The following is a 20,656-nucleotide window of genomic DNA, read 5'->3' as shown; positions in this document are numbered from 1 at the left end:
CGGCCGGGCGGGGGATGAGTACGTTGGTGGCGCCGGAAGATCGAGGTAGGTTCGATCGGTGAGTCATTTCCGGGACATGAGTGAATACGTCGCCGTGCCGCGCGTGCAGTCGCTGCGGCTCTCCCCGGACGGGACGCGGTTGGTGTCCGTGGTCCAGTCCCTCAATCCCGACAGGAAATCGTACGGCACCGCGCTCTGGGAGATCCCCCTGGATCCCGAGGGCCGCCCGCACCGGCTGACCCGGTCGGCCAAGGGCGAGGCGGGCGCGGAGTTCACCACCGAAGGCGAGGTGCTGTTCGTCTCGCGGAGACCCGACGAGACGGTCAAGGACGAGGCGGAGGAGGTCCCCGCGCTCTGGCTGCTGCCCGAGAGGGGCGAGCCGAGGCGGATCGCGGACCGGCCCGGGGGCGTCACCGGCGTCAGGGCGGCCGGCGGCACGATCGTGTACACCGCCGAGGTGTTGCCGGGCGACGCCGCCACCGAGGCGGACCGGCGCAAGGCGCGCAAGGAGGCCGGGGTCAGCGCCATCCTGCACGAGGGGTACCCCATCCGTTACTGGGACCAGGACCTCGGTCCCGCGCAGTCCCGGCTCTTCGCGGCGCGCGCCGGAGCCGACTACGACCGGCTCGACGGGCACGATCTGACGCCCGAGCCCGGCCGGGCGCTCGACCTGGCGTCGTTCGCGGTGACGCCCGACGGCGCCACGGTCATCACCACCTGGTACGTGCCGCTCCCGAGCGGCAAGGTGCGCTCCGAACTCGTCGCCATCGACCTGGACCCGGCCACGGGCGAGGCGCTGGGTCGCAGGGTGCTGGCCACCTCCGGGGAGCACGACTTCGGCGGGCCGGTCGCGGTCTCGCCCGACGGCCGATTCGTCGCCTGCACACGGGAGCGGCACGCGACAGAGGAACTCTCCAGCGCGTACGGGCTGTGGGTCATCGACCTGTCCACCGGCGAGGGCCGGGCGCTCGGCGGCGAGCTCTTCCCGGCGGACGTCGCCTGGGCGCCCTCGTCTGACGCGGTCTTCATCGCCGCGGACCACCAGGGCCGCCGCCCGATCTTCCGCGTGCCGGTGACCGGCGCGGAGGACGGCGAACCGGTGCGGATCACCCCCGATGACGGCGCCTACCTTGAGCTGTGCCCGGCGGCCGACGGGTCGATCTACGCGCTGAGGAGCGCCGTGGACGCGCCGCCCGTCCCGGTGCGCGTCGCCCCCGACGGCGCCGTGACCACGCTGCCGTCACCGGTTCCCGCGCTGGACCTGCCCGGCACGCTGACCGAGGTCAGCGCCGTCGCCGACGACGGTACGGAGATCCGCGGCTGGCTGGTCCTGCCCGCCGGGGCGACGGCGGAGAACCCCGCCCCGTTCCTCCTGTGGATCCACGGCGGCCCGGTGTCGAGCTGGAACGACTGGTCCTGGCGCTGGAACCCGTGGATCATGGCCGAGCACGGCTACGCCGTCCTGCTGCCGGACCCGTGCCTGTCCACCGGCTACGGCCAGGCGATGATCGACCGTGGGTGGGGCGAGTGGGGTCCCGTCACCCACGCCGACCTCATGGCGATCACCGACGAGTGCCTCAAGCTGCCCGAGATCGACGACCAGCGCATCGCGGCGATGGGCGGCTCGTTCGGCGGCTACATGGCCAACTGGGTCGCCGGGCACACCGACCGGTTCAGCGCGATCGTCACCCACGCGTCCCTGTGGAACCTGGAGCAGTTCGCCGGCACGACGGACGCCTCGATGTACTGGGAGCGCGAGTTCGGCCGGCCGGGCAGCGAGCGGTACGCGCGGCTGTCGCCGCACAACTGGCTCGGCGAGATCTCGACGCCGATGCTGGTGATCCACGGCGACAAGGACTACCGCGTCCCGATCGGCGAGGGGCTGCGGCTCTGGTGGGACCTGCAGCGGTCCGGCGTCGAGTCCAAGTTCCTGTACTTCCCCGACGAGAACCACTGGGTGCTCAAGCCGGGGAACGCCGTCGCCTGGTACCAGACCGTGCTGGCCTTCCTGGCGCAGCACGTCCTCGGAGAGGAGTGGACCCACCCGGCCACTCTCGCCTGATCGGCTGGCCCCCCGGTCTGGGAGGATGCCTCAGGTGACCTCACCGGTCACGAAATTTCAGGACATCGTGTGATCAGACCGAGCAGGGGGGCGGGTCAGGATGGACGAGGTGCGGGTTTCACCCGACCGGGCGGAGTTGCTGGCGCTGGCGGTGAGCATCGCCGATGAGGCGGGAAGGATGCTCGTCGCCAAGCGCCCGGCCCGGCCGGAGGTGGTCGAGACCAAGTCCAGCCCCACCGACGTCGTCACCGCGCTTGACCGCGCCGCCGAGGAGCTCATCCGCGCCCGCATCGCCGCGGCCAGGCCGTACGACGCGGTCCTGGGCGAGGAGGGCGGCGACACGCCCGGCACCGGCGGCGCCCGCTGGGTCGTCGACCCGATCGACGGCACCGTCAACTTCCTGTACGGCCTGCCCGACTGGGCGGTCAGCATCGGCGTCGAGGTGGACGGCGAGATCGTCGCGGGCGCGGTCAGCGTCCCGCGGCGCGGCGAGCTCTACTCCGCGTCCAGGGGCGAGGGCGCCTGGCTGGGAGGAGAGCGGCTGCGCTGCAACACCGGCGTCGCGCTGGACCGGGCGCTGGTCGCGACCGGATTCGGCTACGACTCCGGCCGTCGGGCCGTCCAGGCCGAGGTGCTGGCGCACGTGCTGCCCCGGGTGCGCGACATCCGCAGGGGCGGTTCCTGTGCCGTCGACCTGTGCTCGGTCGCCGCGGGGCGGGTGGACGCCTACTACGAGCGCGGCACCAACTACTGGGACCACGCCGCCGCCGGGCTGATCGCGACCGAGGCCGGCGCGCGGATCGGCGGGCTGCGCGGCAGGCCGCACGGCACGGACATGGTGGTGTGCGCGGCTCCCGGACTGTTCGACCGGCTGCACGACCTGCTCGTGCCGCTCGACCCCGAACGCGACGCCCCCGCCGTCCACGAGTGATCCGTACCCGGTGATCCGCAGACGGTGATCCGCAGACGGCGGACGGTCCGGACCGGAGCGGATCCCGGACACGGGAACCGGCCCTGAACACGACGCGGGGACCCACCGAAACGGTGGGTCCCCGCGTCGTTGAGGGTGCTATCGCTCGATCGCGACGCCGTGATCGTCGGCCAGCCTGCGCAGGTCCTCGATCTCGGCGGTGAGGGTGTCGGCGAGGAAGTCGTCCCCGTTCGACGTGGCTTCCTGGAGGCCCTTGTAGGCCTGGTTGAGCCGGGTTTCGATCGTGGTCGTGAACTCGCCCATACTCACCTTCTTTCTCAGGGGGCGAAAAGGTGCCAGTTGACCCCGTCACCGGATCCTGGGGAGAGCATGACCCTTCCCCGGCACACGACAGAGGGGTGTAGACCTGCCTGTACCCACACGTTAGGAACTTTCAAACCATCCAATGCCTGTGCTCTACGTCACGTAGAGCTGGAGGACCGCTTACCGTCGACTTACGTCCGACAGGGCCAGAATGGAGGCCTGCGACCTTCTGAGGAGGACCTGGATGCGCGTGCTTGTGGTGGAGGACGAACGCGTCATGGCCGACGCGATCGCCACCGGACTCCGCCGCGAGGCGATGGCCGTCGACGTGGCGTACGACGGCGCCGCCGCCTTGGAGAAGACCAGCTACATCGACTACGACGTGATCGTGCTCGACCGCGACCTGCCCAAGGTCCACGGAGACGAGGTCGCCCGCCGCCTGGTGGCCGAGCGGTCCGCCTCCAGGATCATCATGCTGACCGCCTCGGGCGAGGTCGACGACAAGGTCGAGGGCCTGGAACTGGGCGCCGACGACTACCTCGCCAAGCCGTTCGTGTTCATGGAACTGGTCGCGCGCGTACGCGCGCTCGGCCGCCGCTCCGCTCCCGCGCTGCCGCCCGTGCTGGAACGCGCGGGCGTACGGCTGGACCCGGGCAAGCGCCTGGTGACCAGGGACGGCAAGGAGGTCGCCCTCACCAAGAAGGAGTTCGCCGTCCTGGAGGAGCTGATGCGCGCCGAGGGCGCCGTCGTCAGCCAGGAGGATCTGCTGGACAAGGCGTGGGACGAGCACATCGACCCGTTCACCAACGTGGTGCGCGTGACGATGATGACGCTGCGCAAGAAGCTGGGTGAGCCTCAGATCATCGAGACCGTCCCCGGAGTTGGGTACCGACTGTGACCGAGCCGTACGAGCCCGCGAAGAACGACGCGGACGTTCCCAGGGAGTCCTCCGCGGGCTCGGACGGCACCGCCGGAGGGCCCGCCGCCCGGGTCCCCCAGGGGAACCAGGGTGACCAGAGTGGCCTGAGCGGACAGACGGCGCGGGGGCACCAGGGCCCGCCGGCTCCGCGTGGCCGCCTCGGGCGGATGACGTCGGCGATGGGAACGGGCCCGTACCGCGCCCAGGTCCCGCCGCCGCCGAGCGGCCCGCCCGTGTGGGACGGCCCGCCGCCCGTGGAGGCCAACCCGGTGCAACCGGCGGGACCGCTCGAGCACATCCGGGCGCTGCCCGGCCGGATGAGCATCCGGTGGCGGCTGACCCTGACCTACGGCGCGCTGTTCTTCGTCGCGGGCGCGGTGCTGATGTTCGTGATGTACCTCATGGTCGGCTGGGCCATCCAGGCCAACTGGCCGGACCTGCCGATGGTCGGCGCGTCCCAGGAGGAGCTCATCCGCCTCCAGGTCTATTGGGAGTCCGTCAAGTACCAGGCGATCGAGGGCGCGCGCAGGGGCCTGCTGATCAGGTCGCTTGAGGCTCTGGTCGGGGTGGGGATCCTCGCGCTGATCCTCGGATATTTCGTCGCAGACCGTGCGCTGCGGCCGGTCAAACAGATGACCTCCACGGCCAGGAAGCTCTCCGGCACCTCCCTCGCCCACGAGCGGATCGACCTCCAGGGCCCGGACGACGAGCTCAAGGAGCTGGCGGACACCTTCGACGAGATGCTCACCCGGCTCAACAGCGCCTTCGACGCGCAGCGCCGGTTCGTCGACAACGCCTCCCACGAGCTGCGCACCCCGCTCGCGATCAACCGGACGGTCCTGGAGGTCGCGCTGTCCGACCCGGAGGCGTCCGAGGACCTCAGGGTGCTGGGCCGTACCCTCCTCGGCACGAACGCCCGCAACGAACGCCTCATCGAGGGCCTTCTCCTGCTGGCCAGGAGCGAGCGCGAGCTGACCGTGCGCAAACCGGTGGACGTCCAGGAGGTCGCCACCACCGCCGTGGAGCAGCTCGCCCCCTTCGCCGCCGAGCACGACGTCACGGTCGAGCACGATCTCCATCCCGCGCCCGTCACGGGTGATCCCGTCTTGCTCGAACGCTGCGTCTCCAACCTCATCGAGAACGGCATCAAGCACAATTCCGGCCCATCGGGAAAAGTCTGGGTACGGACGGGAATGGTGGACGGGGGTGCCGTTGTTCAGGTCGCCAACACGGGGCAACATGTCCCCGCGTACGAAGTGGACTCCATCTTCGAACCGTTCCGCAGGCTGAACGCCGACCGGGTGGAGTCCGCCAAGGGCGCGGGACTCGGCCTGTCCATCGTGCGGGCGATCGTCCGCGCGCACGGTGGGACCGTGACCGCCGTCCCCAGGGACGGAGGCGGTCTCGTGGTGACGGTGCGTCTCGCGGGGCTCGGCGCCCCGGCCGGGACGACACTGTCGGCGCGCTGATACAGCGACCGCCCCGCACATGTGGTTGGATGTGCCGTCGAACGCGGTGGGTCATACCCGCAATACTCTGGTTTTCGCCATATTTGGCTAACTGGAGCCTTGCGCGGCATCCCCTCGCGTGCCGGGAGGTTCAGTGTTCCGCGAACCGGGGTACCGATTGCAAAATCTCCCGGGCGAAACGGGCACAAGAACGGCCTTCCAAGCGTTAAAGACGCGCGACCAGCGCGACAGTTAGATGAGGGGGATGGAGTACGCACATGGCTACCGACTACGACAGCCCGCGCAAGACCGATGACGACCTGAACGAGGACAGCCTTCAGGAACTCCAGGCACGGCGTAGCGACAAGTCGTCGGGCAGCATCGACATCGACGAGACGGACCTTGCCGAGTCGCTGGAGCTGCCGGGGGCGGACCTGTCCAACGAGGAGCTCTCGCTCCGCGTGATCCCGCGCCAGGCCGACGAGTTCACCTGCTCGCGTTGCTTCCTGGTGCATCACCGCAGTCAGCTGGCCTCTGAGAAGAACGGTCAGCAGGTCTGCCGCGAGTGCGCCGCCTAGGAGACGCTAGGAGTAGTCCGTTGGCTTCTGAAGCGGATCGATCACAAGACGAGGTCGCCGAGCTGGTCGGCAAGCTCGTGACCCCTGAGGAAACGGACGGGGCCGAGCGGCGCCGCCTGCTCGGCCGCCTCAGCAGGGTGCTCGTCGACTCCGCCAAGAAGGCGAAGGTCGCCGGCCCCGAGCGTGGCCGTTGGCTCGCCGATGTCTTCATGAACATCGCGCCGCGTCTCCCGATCAGAGACGCCGCGACGCTTCAGCGGCATCACTACGGGCTGACCGGCGAGCAACTCGCCGACGACCTGGTCCGCACCGCCGCGAAGGGCACGATGGCCGTCGGCGCCGTCGGCGGTGCCCTGGCCGCGGCCCAGTTCGCCGCTCCGCCGCTGCTGCTCTCCGCTCCCGCCCAGCTGGTCGCGGAGACGCTCGTCGTCGCGGCCATCGAGGTCAAGCTTCTCGCCGAGCTGCACGAGGTGTACGGCGTGCAGGTTCCCGGCAACGGCACCCAGCGTGCCACCGCGTTCGCGGTGGCCTGGGCCAGGCAGCGCGGAGTCAACCCGCTGGCCCCGGGCTCGGCCACGCTCGCGATCGGCGCCGCGGCGAAGACCGCGCTGCGCAACCGCCTGATGAGAACGCTCGGGCGGCATTTCACCACCCTCGGCCCCTTCTTCACAGGAGCCATCGCGGGTGGCACGTTCAATCGCGTCGCCACCAAGAAACTCGCCCAGGCCGTACGCGCCGACCTCAGGTCGCGCGCTCTTCCCCCCGCGTGACGTCACGTCGCGGCGAATGACACGGCGTCGGACCCACGTGATCGTCACGGTCTCCGTGCGTTCCCCCGCTTTCCGGGCGATCTCCGTGCGTTCCCCGCTTTCCGCGCGGGCTCCGTGTGTTCTCCCGGACACTTCCCGCGTGATCTTGTGTGATCTTCGTCTCTCTCGTGCCGGACGCCGATCCGGTCGAACGCGCTGTGTGTGATCGAACGATACGGAAATGTAGCCGATTGGTCTAAACCTCTTGGTGACCACCCGTGACCTGGCGAGATCATTCTCACACCCGCCCAAATGAATTGTGCACTTCATGGCGGGTATGGGCGGTATGACTGGCCTTTCGTATGGTTGTCCTACGGGGGCGTGACGTAGTGGGGACGATCTCCGGAGGGGCTCAATGGATGGCACCAGCGCGTTTTTGATCGTCGCGAACCGATTGCCCGTCGACCGTGTCGGCGAGACCGAATGGCGGCGCAGCCCCGGGGGCCTGGTGACGGCGATCGCGCCGGTCATGCAGCGGCGCGACGGAGCGTGGCTCGGGTGGACCGGCGCCGCGGGCGAGGAACTCAAGCCGTTCGACAACGACGGGATGCATCTCATCCCCGTGCCGCTCTCCGCCCTTGAGATGGAGCTCTACTACGAGGGCTTCTCCAACGCGACCCTCTGGCCCCTCTATCACGACGTCGTCGCGACGCCCGTCTACTCGCGTGTGCTGTGGGACGCCTACCGGGCCGTCAACGACCGGTTCGCCCGGGCCGCCGCCGACGCCGCCGCCCCCGGCGCCGTCGTCTGGGTGCAGGACTACCAGCTCCAGCTCGTCCCGGCGATGCTGCGCAAGCTCCGTCCCGACCTGCGGATCGGCTTCTTCCTGCACATCCCGTTCCCCCCGGCCGAGCTGTTCTGGCAGCTTCCGTGGCGCAAGGAGCTCCTGGAGGGCCTGCTCGGCGCCGACCTGGTCGGATTCCAGCGCCCCGGAGGCGCCTCCAACTTCATCCGGCTCTGCCGCCGCCTGCTCGGCCTGCAGAACCACAGGAACGAGGTCCAGGTGGACGGCCGTACCGTCCGGGCCGAGGCGTTTCCGATCTCCGTCGACTTCGGCGAGCTGGACCAGCTCGTCCGCGAGCCGCACATCCTCGCCCGGGCCAAGGAGATCCGCGCCGAGCTCGGCGACCCCGAGCACGTCCTGCTCGGCGTCGACCGGCTCGACTACACCAAGGGGATCGGCCAGCGGCTCAAGGCGTTCGGCGAACTGCTCGCCGACGGCGCGATCCAGCCGGGGGAGGCGGCGTTCGTGCAGGTCGCCACCCCCACGAGGGAACGGGTGGCCGAGTACATCCGGCTGCGGGGCGACATCGAGCTCAGGGTCGGCCGGATCAACGGCGAGTACGGGATGCTGGGCCGCCAGCCGATCAGCTACCTGCACCAGTCGTACGACAAGAACGAACTGGCCGCCCTCTACCGCGCGGCCGACGTGATGGTGGTCACCCCGCTGCGCGACGGCATGAACCTGGTGGCCAAGGAGTACGTCTCCTGCCGTTACGACCTGCGCGGGGCACTCGTGCTCAGCGAGTTCGCCGGGGCCGCCGACGAGCTGCGCCAGGCCTACCTGGTCAATCCGTACGACATAGACGGGATGAAGCGGGCCATGCTCACCGCGATGCGCGCGACGCCGCACGAGCTGGCCCGGAGGATGCGCTCGCTGCGGCGCCGGGTCGCCACCCACGACGTCGACAAGTGGGCCAGTGACTTCCTCACCGCGCTCGAGGCCGGTTGACGGTCAGAGCTTGGTCTCGGCGTCGGACTTCCACGAGTGCCACTTCTTGGCCGCCGCGCGGACCGCGACGATGCGGGCCACCTCCATGCCGAGGCCCATCACCACGGCGTACGCGATCGCCTCGCCGAGGCTGATGTCGAGCGAGTCCGCGCTGGCAGGGGGCTTCTTTCCCGTCGTCTTCTGCCACGCGAACGACAGCACCTTGCGCGAGGCGAAGCCCACGCCGATGCCTACCAGGCCGCCGACGATCCGCCAGGTCATATCGGGTTTGTCCACCGCGCCTGATTCGTGGCCGGCGTGCGTGATTTCCGCCATGATTCCTCCTCGGTAACGACCCTAGTCTCTCCGCACGGTAGAGCCGCCGACGCCATACCATTAGGTGGCATGACCGAACAGCGACCGCGCACCGCCGCCATGCCCGAGAAGCCCACTCTGGATGGACTCGAGGCGGTATGGGTAGCACGCTGGGAGGCGGACGGCACCTACCGCTTCGATAGGTCCCGCACCCGCGACGAGGTCTACTCGATCGACACGCCGCCGCCCACGGTCTCCGGCTCGCTCCACGTCGGACACGTCTTCTCCTACACCCACACCGACACCGTCGCCCGCTACCAGCGGATGCGCGGGCGCGAGGTCTTCTATCCCATGGGTTGGGACGACAACGGCCTGCCCACCGAGCGTCGCGTGCAGAACCACTTCGGCGTCCGCTGTGACCCCTCGCTGCCGTACGACCCCGACTTCGAGCCGCCGGCGAACGCCAAGGGCCAGGTCCCGGTGTCCAGGAAGAACTTCATCGAGCTGTGCGAGCGGCTCACCGCCGAGGACGAGAAGGCCTTCGAGGAGCTGTGGCGCCGCCTCGGCCTGTCCGTCGACTGGACGATGACCTACGCCACGATCGGCGAGCACGCGCGGGTCGCGTCCCAGCGGGCCTTCCTGCGCAACCTCGCGCGCGGCGAGGCATACCTGTCCGAAGCGCCGACGCTGTGGGACGTGACGTTCCGCACGGCCGTCGCCCAGGCCGAGCTGGAGGACCGGGAGTGGCCCGGAGCCTTCCACCGCATCGGGTTCGAGCTGTCCCCGGAGCAGCGCGAGCAGGGCTTCGGCGACCGCGTGTGGATCGAGACGACCCGGCCCGAGCTGATCCCGGCCTGTGTCGCCCTGGTGGCCCACCCCGACGACGAGCGGTACCGCCCGCTGTTCGGCACGACCGTGCGCACGCCGATCTTCGGGGTCGAGGTGCCGGTCCTCAGCCACCACCTCGCCGAGCCGGACAAGGGCTCGGGCATCGCCATGATCTGCACCTTCGGCGACGTCACCGACGTCACCTGGTGGCGTGAGCTGGACCTGCCGACGCGGCCGGTGATCGGCTGGGACGGCCGCCTGCTGAACGACCCGCCGGAGGCCGTGCCCGCCGAGCCGTACAAGGAGCTGGCCGGAAAGACCGTGCACAGCGCTCGCGAGCGGATCGTGGAGATGCTGGCCGAGGCCGGCGACCTCGACGGCGACCCGCGCAAGATCCAGCGCCCGGTGAAGTTCTACGAGAAGGGCGACCGGCCGCTGGAGATCGTCACCACCCGCCAGTGGTACATCCGCAACGGCGGCCGTGACGTCGAGCTGCGCCTCGCCCTGCTCGACCGGGGCACCGAGCTGCGCTGGCACCCGCCCCACATGCGGGTCAGGTACGACAACTGGGTCGAGGGCCTGGCCGGCGACTGGCTGATCTCCCGGCAGCGGTTCTTCGGCGTGCCGGTCCCGGTCTGGTACCCCCTGGACGGCGACGGCCTGCCCGTCTACGAGGCGCCGATCCCGGCCGAGGAGTCGTCCCTGCCCGTGGACCCGTCCAGCGACGTGCCCCCCGGGTTCACCGAGAACATGCGCGGCAAGCCGCTCGGCTTCGTCGGCGATCCCGACGTGATGGACACCTGGGCGACGTCGTCCCTCTCGCCGCAGATCGCGGCCGGCTGGGAGCGCGACGACGACCTGTTCCGCCGGGTCTTCCCGATGGACCTGCGCCCGCAGGCCCATGAGATCATCCGGACCTGGCTGTTCTCCACGGTCGTCCGGGCGCACCTGGAGCACGGCGGCCTGCCCTGGAAGCACGCCGCGATCTCCGGCTGGATCCTCGACCCTGACCGCAAGAAGATGTCCAAGTCCAAGGGCAACGTGGTCACGCCTCTGGGCCTGCTCGAGCAGTACGGCTCCGACGCGGTGCGCTACTGGGCGGCGAACGGGCGCCCCGGCACGGACACGGCGTTCGACACCGGGCAGATCAAGATCGGCCGGAGGCTGGCCATCAAGATCCTGAACGCCTCCCGGTTCGTGCTCGGCTTCGGAGAGGCCCCCGCCGGGGAGCGGCGGGTCACCGAGCCGCTCGACCTGTCGATGCTGGCCGCGCTCCGCACGGTCGTGACGGAGGCCACCGAGGCGTTCGAGGAGTACGACTACACCCGGGCGCTGGAGCGCACCGAGCGCTTCTTCTGGGAGCTGTGCGACGACTACCTGGAGCTGGTCAAGGCACGGGCCTACGACGGGAACGCCTCGGCCGTCACGGCGCTGCGCCAGGCGCTCGACGTGCTCCTGCGGCTCTTCGCGCCCTTCCTGCCGTTCGTGACCGAGGAGGTCTGGTCCTGGTGGCGCGCCGGTTCTGTGCACCGCGCCGCCTGGCCGTCCGCTGCTGATCTCGAGGCCGACCCCGGCGTCGAGCCCGGCCGCGGGGCCCACGGCGACCCCGCGGTGCTCGGCGCTGTGGCCGAGGTGCTGCGCCAGGTGCGCAAGGCCAAGTCCGAGGCCAGGCTGTCCATGCGGGCCGAGATCTCCCGCCTCTCCGTCTCCGGTCCCCACGCCGCGCTCGTACGGCAGGCGCAGGACGACCTGTGCGCGGCGGGTAACGTCGAGGAGTTCGTGCTCGACCCGGCTGGGCCGGATTCCACGGTGTCCGTCACACTCGCCGAGTGACGGCGGTCACGCGTTCGTCGCCGGATGAATAATCGGGTGCGCGCGTTGGGGGGCGACATGTCAGGCTGGACGTTGTGATCCCGGAAAAGGAACGTCGAACGCTTCATGTGCCCCCCACGTTGCTCACGCTCGCCGTGTGGGGCGCCTGTCTGATCGTCCTCGGCGTAGTGATCTACTTCTTCTGGCAGATCATCGGCCGGGTCGGCATCGTGGCGCTGCCGGTGGCGGTGGCGTTCCTGCTGACCGCGCTGCTGTATCCGGTGACCGGCCGCCTGCGCAGACGGATGCGGCCGATCTACGCCACCTGGCTCACGGTCCTGCTCTTCTTCGCGGTCATCGCCGGCATCGGCTTCCTCATCGGCATCAGGGCCAACGCGGAGGCGCCCCGGCTCGTCGACCAGATCGACAAGACCTCGCGCGAGGTGCAGACCTGGCTGATCAACGGGCCCTTCCATCTGAAGGAGTCCCAGATCACCGGCGTCATCGACGAGCTGACGAAACAGCTCGTCGAACGGCGCGGGCAGATCACGGGCACGGTCATCACCGGGGCAGCGGCGGTGGTCGAGGTGCTCGCCGGCATCGTGCTGCTGCTCTTCGTCACGTTCTTCTTCCTCAAGGACGGCGACCGCATCTGGAACTGGTTCCTGCGCGCGTTCGGCGGGGCGGCGCCGCACGTCGACCGGGCGGGCCGGTCCGCCTGGCGGACCCTCTCGCACTATGTCCAGGGCACCGTCGCCATCTCCGCGATCCACGGTGTGGTGATCGGCGCGACCCTCGCCGTGCTGCGGGTGCCGCTGTGGGCGCCCCTCGCGGTGCTGGTGTTCATCGCGAGCTTCATCCCGATCGTCGGCATCCTCTTCGCGGGGACGGTCGCGACCCTCGTGACGTTCGGATCCCAGGGCTGGGTGCCCGCGGCGATCTTCGTGGGCGTCCTCATCGTCGAGCAACAGCTGGAGAACCACGTCCTGCAGCCGCTCATCGTCGGCCGGGCGGTGGACTTCCACCCGTTGGCGATCATCCTGGTGCTGGGCGTGGGCGGTGTGATCGCGGGGATCGCGGGGGCGGCGGTGGCGGTCCCGGTGGCCGCGGTCATCTACCGCGTGTTGCAGGAACTGCTGCGCCGTGAACCGCCACCTCCCGTCGGGGAGCCTCCGCAGTCGCCGCCCCTGCATCCCCAGGGAGCAGAGCCGCCGGAACGCTCCACACCGAAGCCATCCGAGTCCGTGGAGGCGGTTTCTCCCCACCGCAACGGGTAGTGTCTTGGCTCATGAATGTTGAGGTGCTGATCCACCGTCTCGACACAGAGCTCCCGCTGCCCGGCTACGCGCATCCCGGTGACGCCGGGGCCGATCTGTACGCCGCGACGGACGTCGAGTTGCTGCCGGGGGAGCGGGCCGTGGTCGGCACCGGGGTGGCCATCGCCCTTCCCGACGGGTACGCCGCGTTCGTGCACCCCCGGTCGGGGCTCGCCTCCAAGTTCGGCGTCACCCTGGTGAACGCGCCGGGAACGGTTGACGCCGGCTACCGCGGCGAGATCAAGGTGACCCTCCTCAACACCGACACCAAGGAGACCGCGTCGCTCAGACGCGGCGACCGCATCGCCCAGTTGGTCATCCAGCGGGTGGAGAAGGCGTCCTTCTACGAGGTGGACCGGCTGCCCGGCTCGGTACGCGGCGCGAACGGGTTCGGCTCCACCGGTCGATGATCACAGGCGAGCACAGGTCATAAGGAGTGTGAACGACGTGTTCGGACGCCGTCGACGCGCGGACGAGGAGACGGCGCAGGCCGTACCCGAGAGGGAGCCCGCCGCTCCCGCGCGCGAATCAGGTCCGTGGGACGCAGAAGAGGCGCATCCGGAGATCGAGCGGGTCGACCTGGGAGGTCTGCTCCTGCCCGTCGGTCCCGGTTTCGAGATCCAGCTCACCATGTCCGGTGACAGCATCGTGGGTGCCGTCGTGCTCGTGGAGGAGAGCGCCCTGCAGGTGCAGGCGTTCGCCGCGCCGAAGCGCAGCGGCATCTGGGACGAGGTCCGTGCCGAGCTGTCCCGGGAGGTGGCCGCCCTGGGCGGCACCGCCGAGGAGCAGGAGGGCCCGTTCGGGCCGGAGTTGGCCGCGAAGGTCCCGGCGCAGGGCCAGGGCACGCAGCCGGTCCGCTACATCGGGGTGGACGGGCCGCGCTGGCTCCTGCGGGCCGCTCTCAGCGGCCGCGCCGCACTCGATCCGGCCGCGGCCGAGACCCTTGAAGGAGTCGTGCGCGACATCGTCGTCGTCCGTGGCGACGAGCCGATGGCTCCGCGCGAGCCCATCCAGCTGCGCCTGCCCGCCGAGGCCAGGCAGGCGATGGAGCAGGAGCCCGAGCACGAGGAGTTCAAGCCGTTCGAGCGAGGCCCGGAGATCTCCGAGATCCGGTGAAACCCGGCATGCGCTCCGCCGCGTTCCATCGCCTACGCTTGGAAAGCATGAACAGGGAGCGAGCTTGGTGAGCACGCGCAGTGGCCGGCGACACGCCTCCCGAGAGAGCGTCGCCGGCGGCGAGGCGGCCCGCACGGCCCGCGAGGAGACGGTGAGCGATCGATGAGCACGGCGGAGCCGGTGAAGAAAGGCCGTCTGCGCGGCTTCTTCCAGCGGCTGACGAGCAGCCAGGCCGAGTTGGAGGCCGAAGAACTCCGCGAGGACCTGGGCAGGCACGGCGCCACGCCCATCGCCTCCTGCGGGGAGCGGCAACGCTCCTGCGTCGCCGGTACACTACGAACCGTCACACTTCGGCCACGGGGCGGAGCCCCCGCGCTGGAGGCGGAGCTGTACGACGGCTCCGACGTGATCGACCTGGTCTGGCTCGGCCGCCGCAAGATCGCGGGCATCGAGCCCGGCCGTGTGGTCCGTGCCGAGGGTCTGGTCAGCGTCCAGGACGGCCGGAAGGTCATGTTCAACCCACGTTACGAGCTTCGCCCCGCCGGTGGGCAGTGATCGTCGGGGAGCGCGCGTGAGCGCGTTCGCCGAGCGGATCGACGCGAGCGACGCGCCATGCGACCGGCCCCGCCGGTCGCGACGCGAGGAGGAATCATGAGTGCAGCGGACGTAACGGCGACGCACGCCGCACATGACACCGTCGAGGCCGCCCTCAGGGCCCAGCTGAGTAAGGCGCTGGGCGGCATGAGGGGCATCATCGAGGCCGCGGTGCCCACGATCGCCTTCACCGCCATGTGGGTGGGCACCAGCGAGCTCAAGCTCTCGCTGATCGTCAGCATCGCCACCGCGGTCGTCCTGCTGCTGGTGCGGCTCGTGCAGCGCAGCACGCCGCAGTTCGTGATCAACAGCCTGATCGGCATCGCCATCGGCGCGTTCTTCGCCACCCGCAGCGGTGACGCGAAGGACTACTTCCTGCCGGGCATCCTCTACAACGCCGTGTACGCCGGGGCCATGCTGCTGTCGATCGTGACCCGATGGCCGGTCCTGGGCTTCCTCATCGGCTCGGTGACGGGTGATCCGACGGCCTGGCACAAGGATCCGGGTCTGGTCCGGCTCTGCTCCAAGCTCACGTGGCTGCTGATGCTGCCCTGCCTGGTGCGCGTGCTGGTGCAGCTCCCGCTCTACATGTTCGACCAGGTCGTCACGCTCGGCCTCACCAAGATCGCACTGGGCTGGCCACTCCAGGTCGCGGCGCTCGCGGCCATGGTGTGGGTGCTCGCCCGGGGCCGTACCCCGATCCAGAGCACCGGCTGAGCGGCGGTCGCCCCGCTCGGAGGGGCGACCGGCTCTGCGGCTCAGCTGCGCGGCCCAGTTGCGGCCCAGTCGCGGCCCAGTCGCGGCTCAGCGCCCCGACAGCAGTTCGGCGAGCTCGTGCTCCACGTCCTGGTTGGCGACGAAGAGCAGCTCGTCCCCGGCTTCCAGCGGGTCGTCGGCCGACGGCACCAGGACCCGGCCCTCGCGCAGGATCGCGACCAGCGCCGCGTCCACCGGCCACGGCACGGACCCGGCCCGCTGCCCCACCACCGGCGCGTCCTCGGCCAGGGTGAGCTCGACCAGGTTCGCCTGGCCCTGCCGGAAGGTCATCAGCCGGACGAGATCGCCCACGCTGACGGCCTCCTCGACCAGCGCCGAGAGCAGGCGCGGCGTGGAGACCGCCACGTCCACGCCCCACGACTCGTTGAACAGCCACTCGTTCTTGGGGTGGTTGATGCGGGCCACGACGCGAGGCACGCCGTACTCGGTCTTGGCCAGGAGGGAGACCACCAGGTTGACCTTGTCGTCGCCGGACGCGGCGATGACGACCTGGCAGCCGTTCAGCCCGGCCTCGTCGAGCGAGGAGATCTCGCAGGCGTCGGCGAGCAGCCACTCGGCGCGGGGAACGCTGTCGATCTTGATGGCTCGTGGATCGACGTCGATGAGAAGGACCTCGTGGCCGTTCTCCAGGAGTTCCGCGGCGATGGAGCGCCCGACGGCGCCCGCGCCCGCGATGGTGACGCGCATCAGTGCTCCTCGGAAGGTGCGCCGGACAGCACCTTGTTGATCCGGTCCATGTCGTTCTCCGCGGCGATGACGTGCAGGATGTCGCCGTCCTGGATGACGGTGTCGTCCTTGGGCACCAGGGCCTCGCCCATCCGGTTGAGGAAGGCGATCCTGCCGCCCGTCGCCTCCTCGACCTTCCGCGTCCGTGTCCCGATCCAGCCGGGGTTGAACGCCATCTCGGCGAGGATCACGGTCCCCGTGGGATCGCGCCACAGCGGTTCCGCGCCCTCCGGGAGCACCCGGCGCAGGATCTGGTCGGCGGTCCAGCGGACCGTCGCCACGGTCGGGATGCCGAGGCGCTGGTAGACCTCGGCCCGCCTGGGGTCGTAGATGCGGGCCACCACGTTGTCCACGCCGAAGGTCTCGCGTGCCACGCGGGCGGAGATGATGTTGGAGTTGTCGCCGCTGCTCACCGCGACGAAGGCGGAGGCCGTCGCCAGCCCCGCCTCCTCCAGGACATCACGGTCGAAGCCGACTCCGGTGACCCGTCGGCCGCGGAAGCCCGCGCGCAGCCTGCGGAAGGCCTGCGGGTCACGGTCGATGATCGCGACCGAGTGGCCGCTGTCCTCGAGGATGTGGGCGAGAGTCGAACCGACCCGTCCGCATCCCATGATCACGATATGCATGCTCTCCCGCCGTCGGGTTGGGGCGGTCTCCTTTGAGCACAGTATGTCGCTCCCTGTGGATGCCGGGTGAGCGGGGAGCCAAGGTGAAGGACTAGCATCGACAGTCGTGTCAAAGGTGACGGACCTCGTCAAGCGGCTCCTCGTGGGGCGTGCGCTTCGCAGCACGCAACTCCACGACCAGTTGCTCCCCAAACGTATCGCGCTTCCGGTTTTCGCCAGTGACGCACTCTCCTCGGTGGCGTACGCGCCGCAGGAAATCCTGGTGATCCTGTCGCTGGGCGGTGCCGCGTTCTACAGCTACAGCCCGTGGGTCGCCCTGGGCGTCGTGGTGGTCATGCTCACCGTGGTCGCCTCCTACCGGCAGAACGTGCACGCCTACCCGAGCGGCGGCGGCGACTACGAGGTCGCCACGACCAACCTGGGGCCGAGCGCCGGGCTGACCGTGGCGAGCGCGCTCCTCGTGGACTACGTGCTGACGGTCGCGGTCTCGGTCGCCAACGGCGCCGACTACGTGGGCGCCACGGTGCCGTTCGTCGCGGAGAACCGGCCGCTGGTGGCGATCGCGATCGTCGTGCTGCTGACCATCATGAACCTGCGCGGCCTCCGCGAGTCGGGCGCGGCCTTCGCGGTTCCGACGTACGCGTTCATGTTCGCCGTGATCGGCATGGTCCTGTGGGGTCTGTTCCGGCTGCTCGTGCTGGGTGACACGCTGCGCGCCCCCACGGCCGACTACCAGATCGTGGCGGAGCAGGCCGACATCGCCGGGTTCGCGATGGCCTTCCTGGTGCTGCGCGCGTTCTCCTCCGGCTGCGCCGCGCTGACCGGCGTCGAGGCGATCAGCAACGGCGTGCCCGCGTTCCGCAAGCCCAAGAGCAAGAACGCCGCGACGACGCTGCTCATGATGGGCGTCATCGCGGTCGTCATGTTCAGCGGCATCATCTACCTGGGCCTCAAGGCCGGGGTGAAGCTGACCGAGCCCGCCAACGTCGCCAGGGACATCCTCATCAACGGGCAGCCGGCCGGGCCCGGCTACTACCAGCAGCCGATCATCGCGCAGGTCGCGTCGGCCGTGTTCGGTGACGGCTCGATCCTGTTCATCGCCATCGCCGCGGTCACCGCGCTCATTCTGTTCCTGGCCGCGAACACCGCGTTCAACGGCTTCCCCGTGCTCGCCTCGATCCTCGCCCAGGACCGGTACCTGCCGCGCCAGCTGCACACCCGCGGCGACCGGCTGGCGTTCAGCAACGGCATCATCCTGCTCGCCACCGGCGCCTGCCTGCTCATCTGGGCGTTTCAGGCCGACGTGAGCAAGCTGCTCAACCTCTACATCGTCGGCGTGTTCGTGTCGTTCACCCTCAGCCAGATCGGCATGGTGCGGCACTGGACGCGGCACCTGAGGACCGAGACCGACCCCAAGGCCCGCTTCCGCATGATGCGCGCCCGCGTCATCAACGGGTTCGGCGGGGTCATGACGGGCATCGTCCTCATCGTCGTCCTGCTCACGAAGTTCACGCACGGCGCGTACATCGTCTGCATCGCCATGCCGGTGCTGTTCCTGATGATGAAGGGCATCCGGCACCACTACGACCGGGTCGCCGACGAGCTGGCCGCGCCCGAGGGCGAGATCGACGAGACGATGCTCCCGGCCCGCAACCACTCCATCGTGCTCGTGTCCAAGATCCACAAGCCGACGCTGCGCGCCCTCGCGTACGCCAGGGCCACCCGGCCGTCCACCCTGGAGGCCGTCACGGTGAGCGTGGACGCCGACGAGGCGGCCAGGCTTCAGGAGGAATGGGACCGGCGGGGCATTCCGGTGCCGTTGAAGATCCTCGACTCGCCCTACCGGGAGATCACCGGGCCGGTGCTCGACTACGTCAAGTCGCTGCGCCGCAAGTCGCCGCGCGACGTGGTGACCGTGTACATCCCCGAGTACGTCGTCGGCCGCTGGTGGGAGCACCTGCTCCACAACCAGAGCGCGCTGCGGCTGAAGGGGCGTCTGCTGTTCAAGCCGGGAGTGATGGTCACCAGCGTGCCGTGGCAGCTCGCCTCCTCCGACCGGCTCAAGGGCCGCCCCGAGGCGTTCGCGCCCGGTGCCGTACGGCGGTCGCACACCGAAGTGAAGAACGGCGAGATCAAGGCATGACCAAGCAAGGAATCGGCGGGGAGAACACGATGGCGATCGAGTTGACGGTGGGGCCGGTCGCGAACGGCGGCTGGTGCGTGGCCAGGCACGAGGGGCGGGTCGTGTTCGTACGGCACGCGCTCCCCGGAGAGCGTGTCCTCGCGGCGATCACCGAGGAGACCGCGCGGTTCCTGCGCGCGGACGCGGTCGAGATCCTGGAGCCGTCACCGGACCGGGTGACGCCGCCCTGCCCGTTCAGCGGCCCGGGAAGGTGCGGCGGCTGCGACTGGCAGCACGCGTCGCCCGAGGCGCAGCGCCGGTTGAAGGCGGACGTCGTCGAGGAGCAGTTGCGCCGCCTCGCGGGCATCGAATGGAAGGTGACCGTCGAGGAGGTGCCCGGTTCCGCCGGAGGCGGGCTCGGCTGGCGGACGCGGGTGCAGTTCGCCGCCGACAGGCACGGTTCCATCGGCCTGCGCCGGCACCGGTCGCACGACATCGAGTACATCGACGCCTGCCCGATCGCCCATCCGGCGGTCGAGGAGGTCGGCGCGGAGGGGCTCGAGTGGCCGGGGGCCGCCGCCGTCGAGGTGGTGGCGTCCTCGGGCGGCGACCGGGCCGTCATCGTGACCCCGAGGCCCGGCAGGCGGGTGTCCCTGCCCGATGTCGACGCCGCGGTCCTCATCGACGAGGGCAAGCGAGGCACGCGCGCCGTCCGGGGCCAGGCGTCCATGACCGAACGTGTCGGCGACCGGGACTTCCGGGTCACCGCGAGCGGTTTCTGGCAGGTGCATCCGGGCGCCGCCGCGACCCTCCTCGACACCGTGCTGGACTTCGCGCGGCCGAAGGCGGGGGAGTGGGCGCTCGACCTGTACTGCGGCGTCGGCCTGTTCGCCGCCGGCCTCGCCGAGGCCGTGGGCCCCGACGGCGCCGTGCTGGGCGTGGAGTCGGATCCGCAGGCCGTACAGGACGCGCGGTGGAACCTGCGGGACCTGCCGCAGGCCCGGACCGAGCGGGGCAAGGTCGAGGAGGCGCTCGACCGCCTGGAGATCGAGCGGGCCGACCTCGTCGTGGTCGACCCGCCGAGGGCGGGACTCGGACGGCCCGTGGTGGACCGCGTCGCCACGCTGGACGCGCTCCGCGTCGTCTACGTCTCCTGCGACCCGGCCACGCTGGCGCGTGACATCGCCTGGTTCGCCCCGTACGGCTATCGCCTGGATGATCTGAGGGCGTTCGACCAGTACCCGATGACCCACCATGTGGAGTGCGTCGCCCTCCTGGTCAAGGACGTGGAATAGCGTCTGACCTGGGATTACACATCTGGTAATCCTCAACGATCCGCCACGATCATCCAGTGCCGGCCAAGATCGACGCGCTCCGCCCCCCAGGAAAGCCCGTCACGCGGAGTCTCGCTGCGCGCCTTGCGGCCAGATCAATGATCAGGCCGCGAACCGGGCCCTTGTTGATCAATGACACGACAAGAGCTGCCTAAGAACGGTATGGCGGTGTTTGTCGTCTCGTGGTTCCGGAGATCCAGACGGTGCGGAAATAGCCCTATCAGGGGTTATCCGGGGCATTCTTCGGCATGGATGGCGGAGATGCTCGAGCGTCTAGAGGAATCGATTCCTTTTCGGGGGAGAATCGCTATGTCCAAGTTCAAGAGCCT

General features: G+C 69.8%; 19 protein-coding genes. 15 read left to right on the top strand and 4 right to left on the bottom strand.

Annotation, left to right across the window (positions count from 1 at the left end; translation table 11 throughout):
• Positions 1-76: 76 nt before the first annotated feature.
• Positions 77-2,062 (top strand): S9 family peptidase, encoded by a 1,986-nt coding sequence (locus tag IMZ11_RS34835; protein WP_228646692.1) that lies wholly within the window; start codon positions 77-79, stop codon positions 2,060-2,062.
• 109 nt (positions 2,063-2,171) lie between these two features.
• Positions 2,172-2,993, top strand: coding sequence for an inositol monophosphatase family protein (locus IMZ11_RS34830; protein WP_228646691.1), 822 nt, complete (start codon positions 2,172-2,174; stop codon positions 2,991-2,993).
• Between the two features lie 138 nt (positions 2,994-3,131).
• Here IMZ11_RS34830 and IMZ11_RS34825 read toward each other — a convergent pair whose 3' ends face one another.
• Positions 3,132-3,296: a hypothetical protein gene (locus tag IMZ11_RS34825; RefSeq protein ID WP_228646690.1), complete on the bottom strand. Its 165-nt coding sequence runs from the start codon at positions 3,294-3,296 to the stop codon at positions 3,132-3,134.
• Between the two features lie 244 nt (positions 3,297-3,540).
• Between IMZ11_RS34825 and IMZ11_RS34820 the strand changes: the two genes are divergently transcribed.
• From IMZ11_RS34820 to IMZ11_RS34800, 5 genes are all read left to right on the top strand, one after another.
• Positions 3,541-4,194, top strand: a complete 654-nt coding sequence (locus tag IMZ11_RS34820; protein WP_061255497.1) for a response regulator transcription factor — start codon at positions 3,541-3,543, stop codon at positions 4,192-4,194.
• A complete protein-coding gene (locus tag IMZ11_RS34815) occupies positions 4,191-5,684 on the top strand; it encodes a cell wall metabolism sensor histidine kinase WalK (protein WP_228646689.1) in 1,494 nt (497 codons plus the stop codon). The genes IMZ11_RS34820 and IMZ11_RS34815 overlap by 4 nt, the downstream gene beginning before the upstream one ends.
• Before the next feature lie 257 nt (positions 5,685-5,941).
• Positions 5,942-6,241 carry a DUF4193 domain-containing protein gene (locus IMZ11_RS34810; protein ID WP_030505490.1) on the top strand — a complete coding sequence of 100 codons (300 nt, stop codon included), beginning with the start codon at positions 5,942-5,944 and terminating at the stop codon, positions 6,239-6,241.
• 20 nt (positions 6,242-6,261) lie between these two features.
• Positions 6,262-7,011: a hypothetical protein gene (locus tag IMZ11_RS34805; protein ID WP_228646688.1), complete on the top strand. Its 750-nt coding sequence runs from the start codon at positions 6,262-6,264 to the stop codon at positions 7,009-7,011.
• Between the two features lie 394 nt (positions 7,012-7,405).
• Positions 7,406-8,782 (top strand): trehalose-6-phosphate synthase, encoded by a 1,377-nt coding sequence (locus IMZ11_RS34800; RefSeq protein ID WP_228646687.1) that lies wholly within the window; start codon positions 7,406-7,408, stop codon positions 8,780-8,782.
• 3 nt (positions 8,783-8,785) lie between these two features.
• On the opposite strand, the gene IMZ11_RS34795 is transcribed toward IMZ11_RS34800, so the two are convergent.
• A complete protein-coding gene (locus IMZ11_RS34795) occupies positions 8,786-9,097 on the bottom strand; it encodes a DUF4235 domain-containing protein (protein ID WP_061255316.1) in 312 nt (103 codons plus the stop codon).
• Between the two features lie 69 nt (positions 9,098-9,166).
• Between IMZ11_RS34795 and valS the strand changes: the two genes are divergently transcribed.
• The 6 genes from valS to IMZ11_RS34765 all read left to right on the top strand — a co-directional run bounded on the left by valS (position 9,167) and on the right by IMZ11_RS34765 (position 15,459).
• Positions 9,167-11,737: a valine--tRNA ligase gene (valS, locus tag IMZ11_RS34790; protein WP_228646686.1), complete on the top strand. Its 2,571-nt coding sequence runs from the start codon at positions 9,167-9,169 to the stop codon at positions 11,735-11,737.
• Positions 11,738-11,844: 107 nt separating this feature from the next.
• The gene (locus tag IMZ11_RS34785; protein WP_228646685.1) at positions 11,845-12,993 is read left to right on the top strand and encodes an AI-2E family transporter; all 1,149 of its coding nucleotides are present in this window, start codon (positions 11,845-11,847) and stop codon (positions 12,991-12,993) included.
• A gap of 11 nt (positions 12,994-13,004) precedes the next feature.
• Positions 13,005-13,442 carry a dUTP diphosphatase gene (gene dut / locus IMZ11_RS34780; protein ID WP_228646684.1) on the top strand — a complete coding sequence of 146 codons (438 nt, stop codon included), beginning with the start codon at positions 13,005-13,007 and terminating at the stop codon, positions 13,440-13,442.
• Between the two features lie 28 nt (positions 13,443-13,470).
• A complete protein-coding gene (locus IMZ11_RS34775) occupies positions 13,471-14,148 on the top strand; it encodes a DUF3710 domain-containing protein (protein WP_228646683.1) in 678 nt (225 codons plus the stop codon).
• A 162-nt stretch (positions 14,149-14,310) separates the two neighbouring features.
• Positions 14,311-14,703 carry an OB-fold nucleic acid binding domain-containing protein gene (locus IMZ11_RS34770; protein ID WP_061255319.1) on the top strand — a complete coding sequence of 131 codons (393 nt, stop codon included), beginning with the start codon at positions 14,311-14,313 and terminating at the stop codon, positions 14,701-14,703.
• 96 nt (positions 14,704-14,799) lie between these two features.
• The gene (locus IMZ11_RS34765; RefSeq protein WP_228646682.1) at positions 14,800-15,459 is read left to right on the top strand and encodes a DUF3159 domain-containing protein; all 660 of its coding nucleotides are present in this window, start codon (positions 14,800-14,802) and stop codon (positions 15,457-15,459) included.
• Between the two features lie 87 nt (positions 15,460-15,546).
• Here the strand turns inward: IMZ11_RS34765 and IMZ11_RS34760 are convergent, their stop codons facing one another.
• Positions 15,547-16,206: a TrkA family potassium uptake protein gene (locus tag IMZ11_RS34760; protein WP_061255321.1), complete on the bottom strand. Its 660-nt coding sequence runs from the start codon at positions 16,204-16,206 to the stop codon at positions 15,547-15,549.
• The gene (locus IMZ11_RS34755) at positions 16,206-16,871 is read right to left on the bottom strand and encodes a TrkA family potassium uptake protein (protein ID WP_061255322.1); all 666 of its coding nucleotides are present in this window, start codon (positions 16,869-16,871) and stop codon (positions 16,206-16,208) included. Before IMZ11_RS34755 ends, IMZ11_RS34760 begins: the two co-directional genes overlap by 1 nt.
• A 106-nt stretch (positions 16,872-16,977) precedes the next feature.
• Between IMZ11_RS34755 and IMZ11_RS34750 the strand changes: the two genes are divergently transcribed.
• Entirely contained in the window at positions 16,978-19,014 is a 2,037-nt protein-coding gene (locus IMZ11_RS34750) for an APC family permease (RefSeq protein WP_228646681.1), read from the top strand.
• Positions 19,011-20,288 carry a class I SAM-dependent RNA methyltransferase gene (locus IMZ11_RS34745; RefSeq protein ID WP_228646680.1) on the top strand — a complete coding sequence of 426 codons (1,278 nt, stop codon included), beginning with the start codon at positions 19,011-19,013 and terminating at the stop codon, positions 20,286-20,288. Before IMZ11_RS34750 ends, IMZ11_RS34745 begins: the two co-directional genes overlap by 4 nt.
• Positions 20,289-20,656 lie beyond the last annotated feature (368 nt).

Origin of the sequence: Microtetraspora sp. AC03309 (assembly GCF_020826795.1) — a bacterium.
In the GTDB taxonomy this organism is placed as follows: Bacteria; Actinomycetota; Actinomycetes; order Streptosporangiales; family Streptosporangiaceae; genus Microtetraspora; species Microtetraspora glauca.
This window is presented reverse-complemented; position numbering and strand designations above follow the sequence as displayed.

Bases quoted from the DNA above. Each gene is read 5' to 3' on its own strand.
- IMZ11_RS34835 (WP_228646692.1), top strand. From the start codon at position 77: ATGAGTGAATACGTCGCCGTGCCGCGCGTGCAGTCGCTGCGGCTCTCC.
- IMZ11_RS34825 (WP_228646690.1), bottom strand. From the start codon at position 3,296: ATGGGCGAGTTCACGACCACGATCGAAACCCGGCTCAACCAGGCCTAC.
- IMZ11_RS34820 (WP_061255497.1), top strand. From the start codon at position 3,541: ATGCGCGTGCTTGTGGTGGAGGACGAACGCGTCATGGCCGACGCGATC.
- IMZ11_RS34810 (WP_030505490.1), top strand. From the start codon at position 5,942: ATGGCTACCGACTACGACAGCCCGCGCAAGACCGATGACGACCTGAAC.
- IMZ11_RS34800 (WP_228646687.1), top strand. From the start codon at position 7,406: ATGGATGGCACCAGCGCGTTTTTGATCGTCGCGAACCGATTGCCCGTC.
- IMZ11_RS34795 (WP_061255316.1), bottom strand. From the start codon at position 9,097: ATGGCGGAAATCACGCACGCCGGCCACGAATCAGGCGCGGTGGACAAA.
- valS (WP_228646686.1), top strand. From the start codon at position 9,167: ATGACCGAACAGCGACCGCGCACCGCCGCCATGCCCGAGAAGCCCACT.
- dut (WP_228646684.1), top strand. From the start codon at position 13,005: ATGAATGTTGAGGTGCTGATCCACCGTCTCGACACAGAGCTCCCGCTG.
- IMZ11_RS34770 (WP_061255319.1), top strand. From the start codon at position 14,311: ATGAGCACGGCGGAGCCGGTGAAGAAAGGCCGTCTGCGCGGCTTCTTC.
- IMZ11_RS34765 (WP_228646682.1), top strand. From the start codon at position 14,800: ATGAGTGCAGCGGACGTAACGGCGACGCACGCCGCACATGACACCGTC.
- IMZ11_RS34760 (WP_061255321.1), bottom strand. From the start codon at position 16,206: ATGCGCGTCACCATCGCGGGCGCGGGCGCCGTCGGGCGCTCCATCGCC.
- IMZ11_RS34755 (WP_061255322.1), bottom strand. From the start codon at position 16,871: ATGCATATCGTGATCATGGGATGCGGACGGGTCGGTTCGACTCTCGCC.
- IMZ11_RS34745 (WP_228646680.1), top strand. From the start codon at position 19,011: ATGACCAAGCAAGGAATCGGCGGGGAGAACACGATGGCGATCGAGTTG.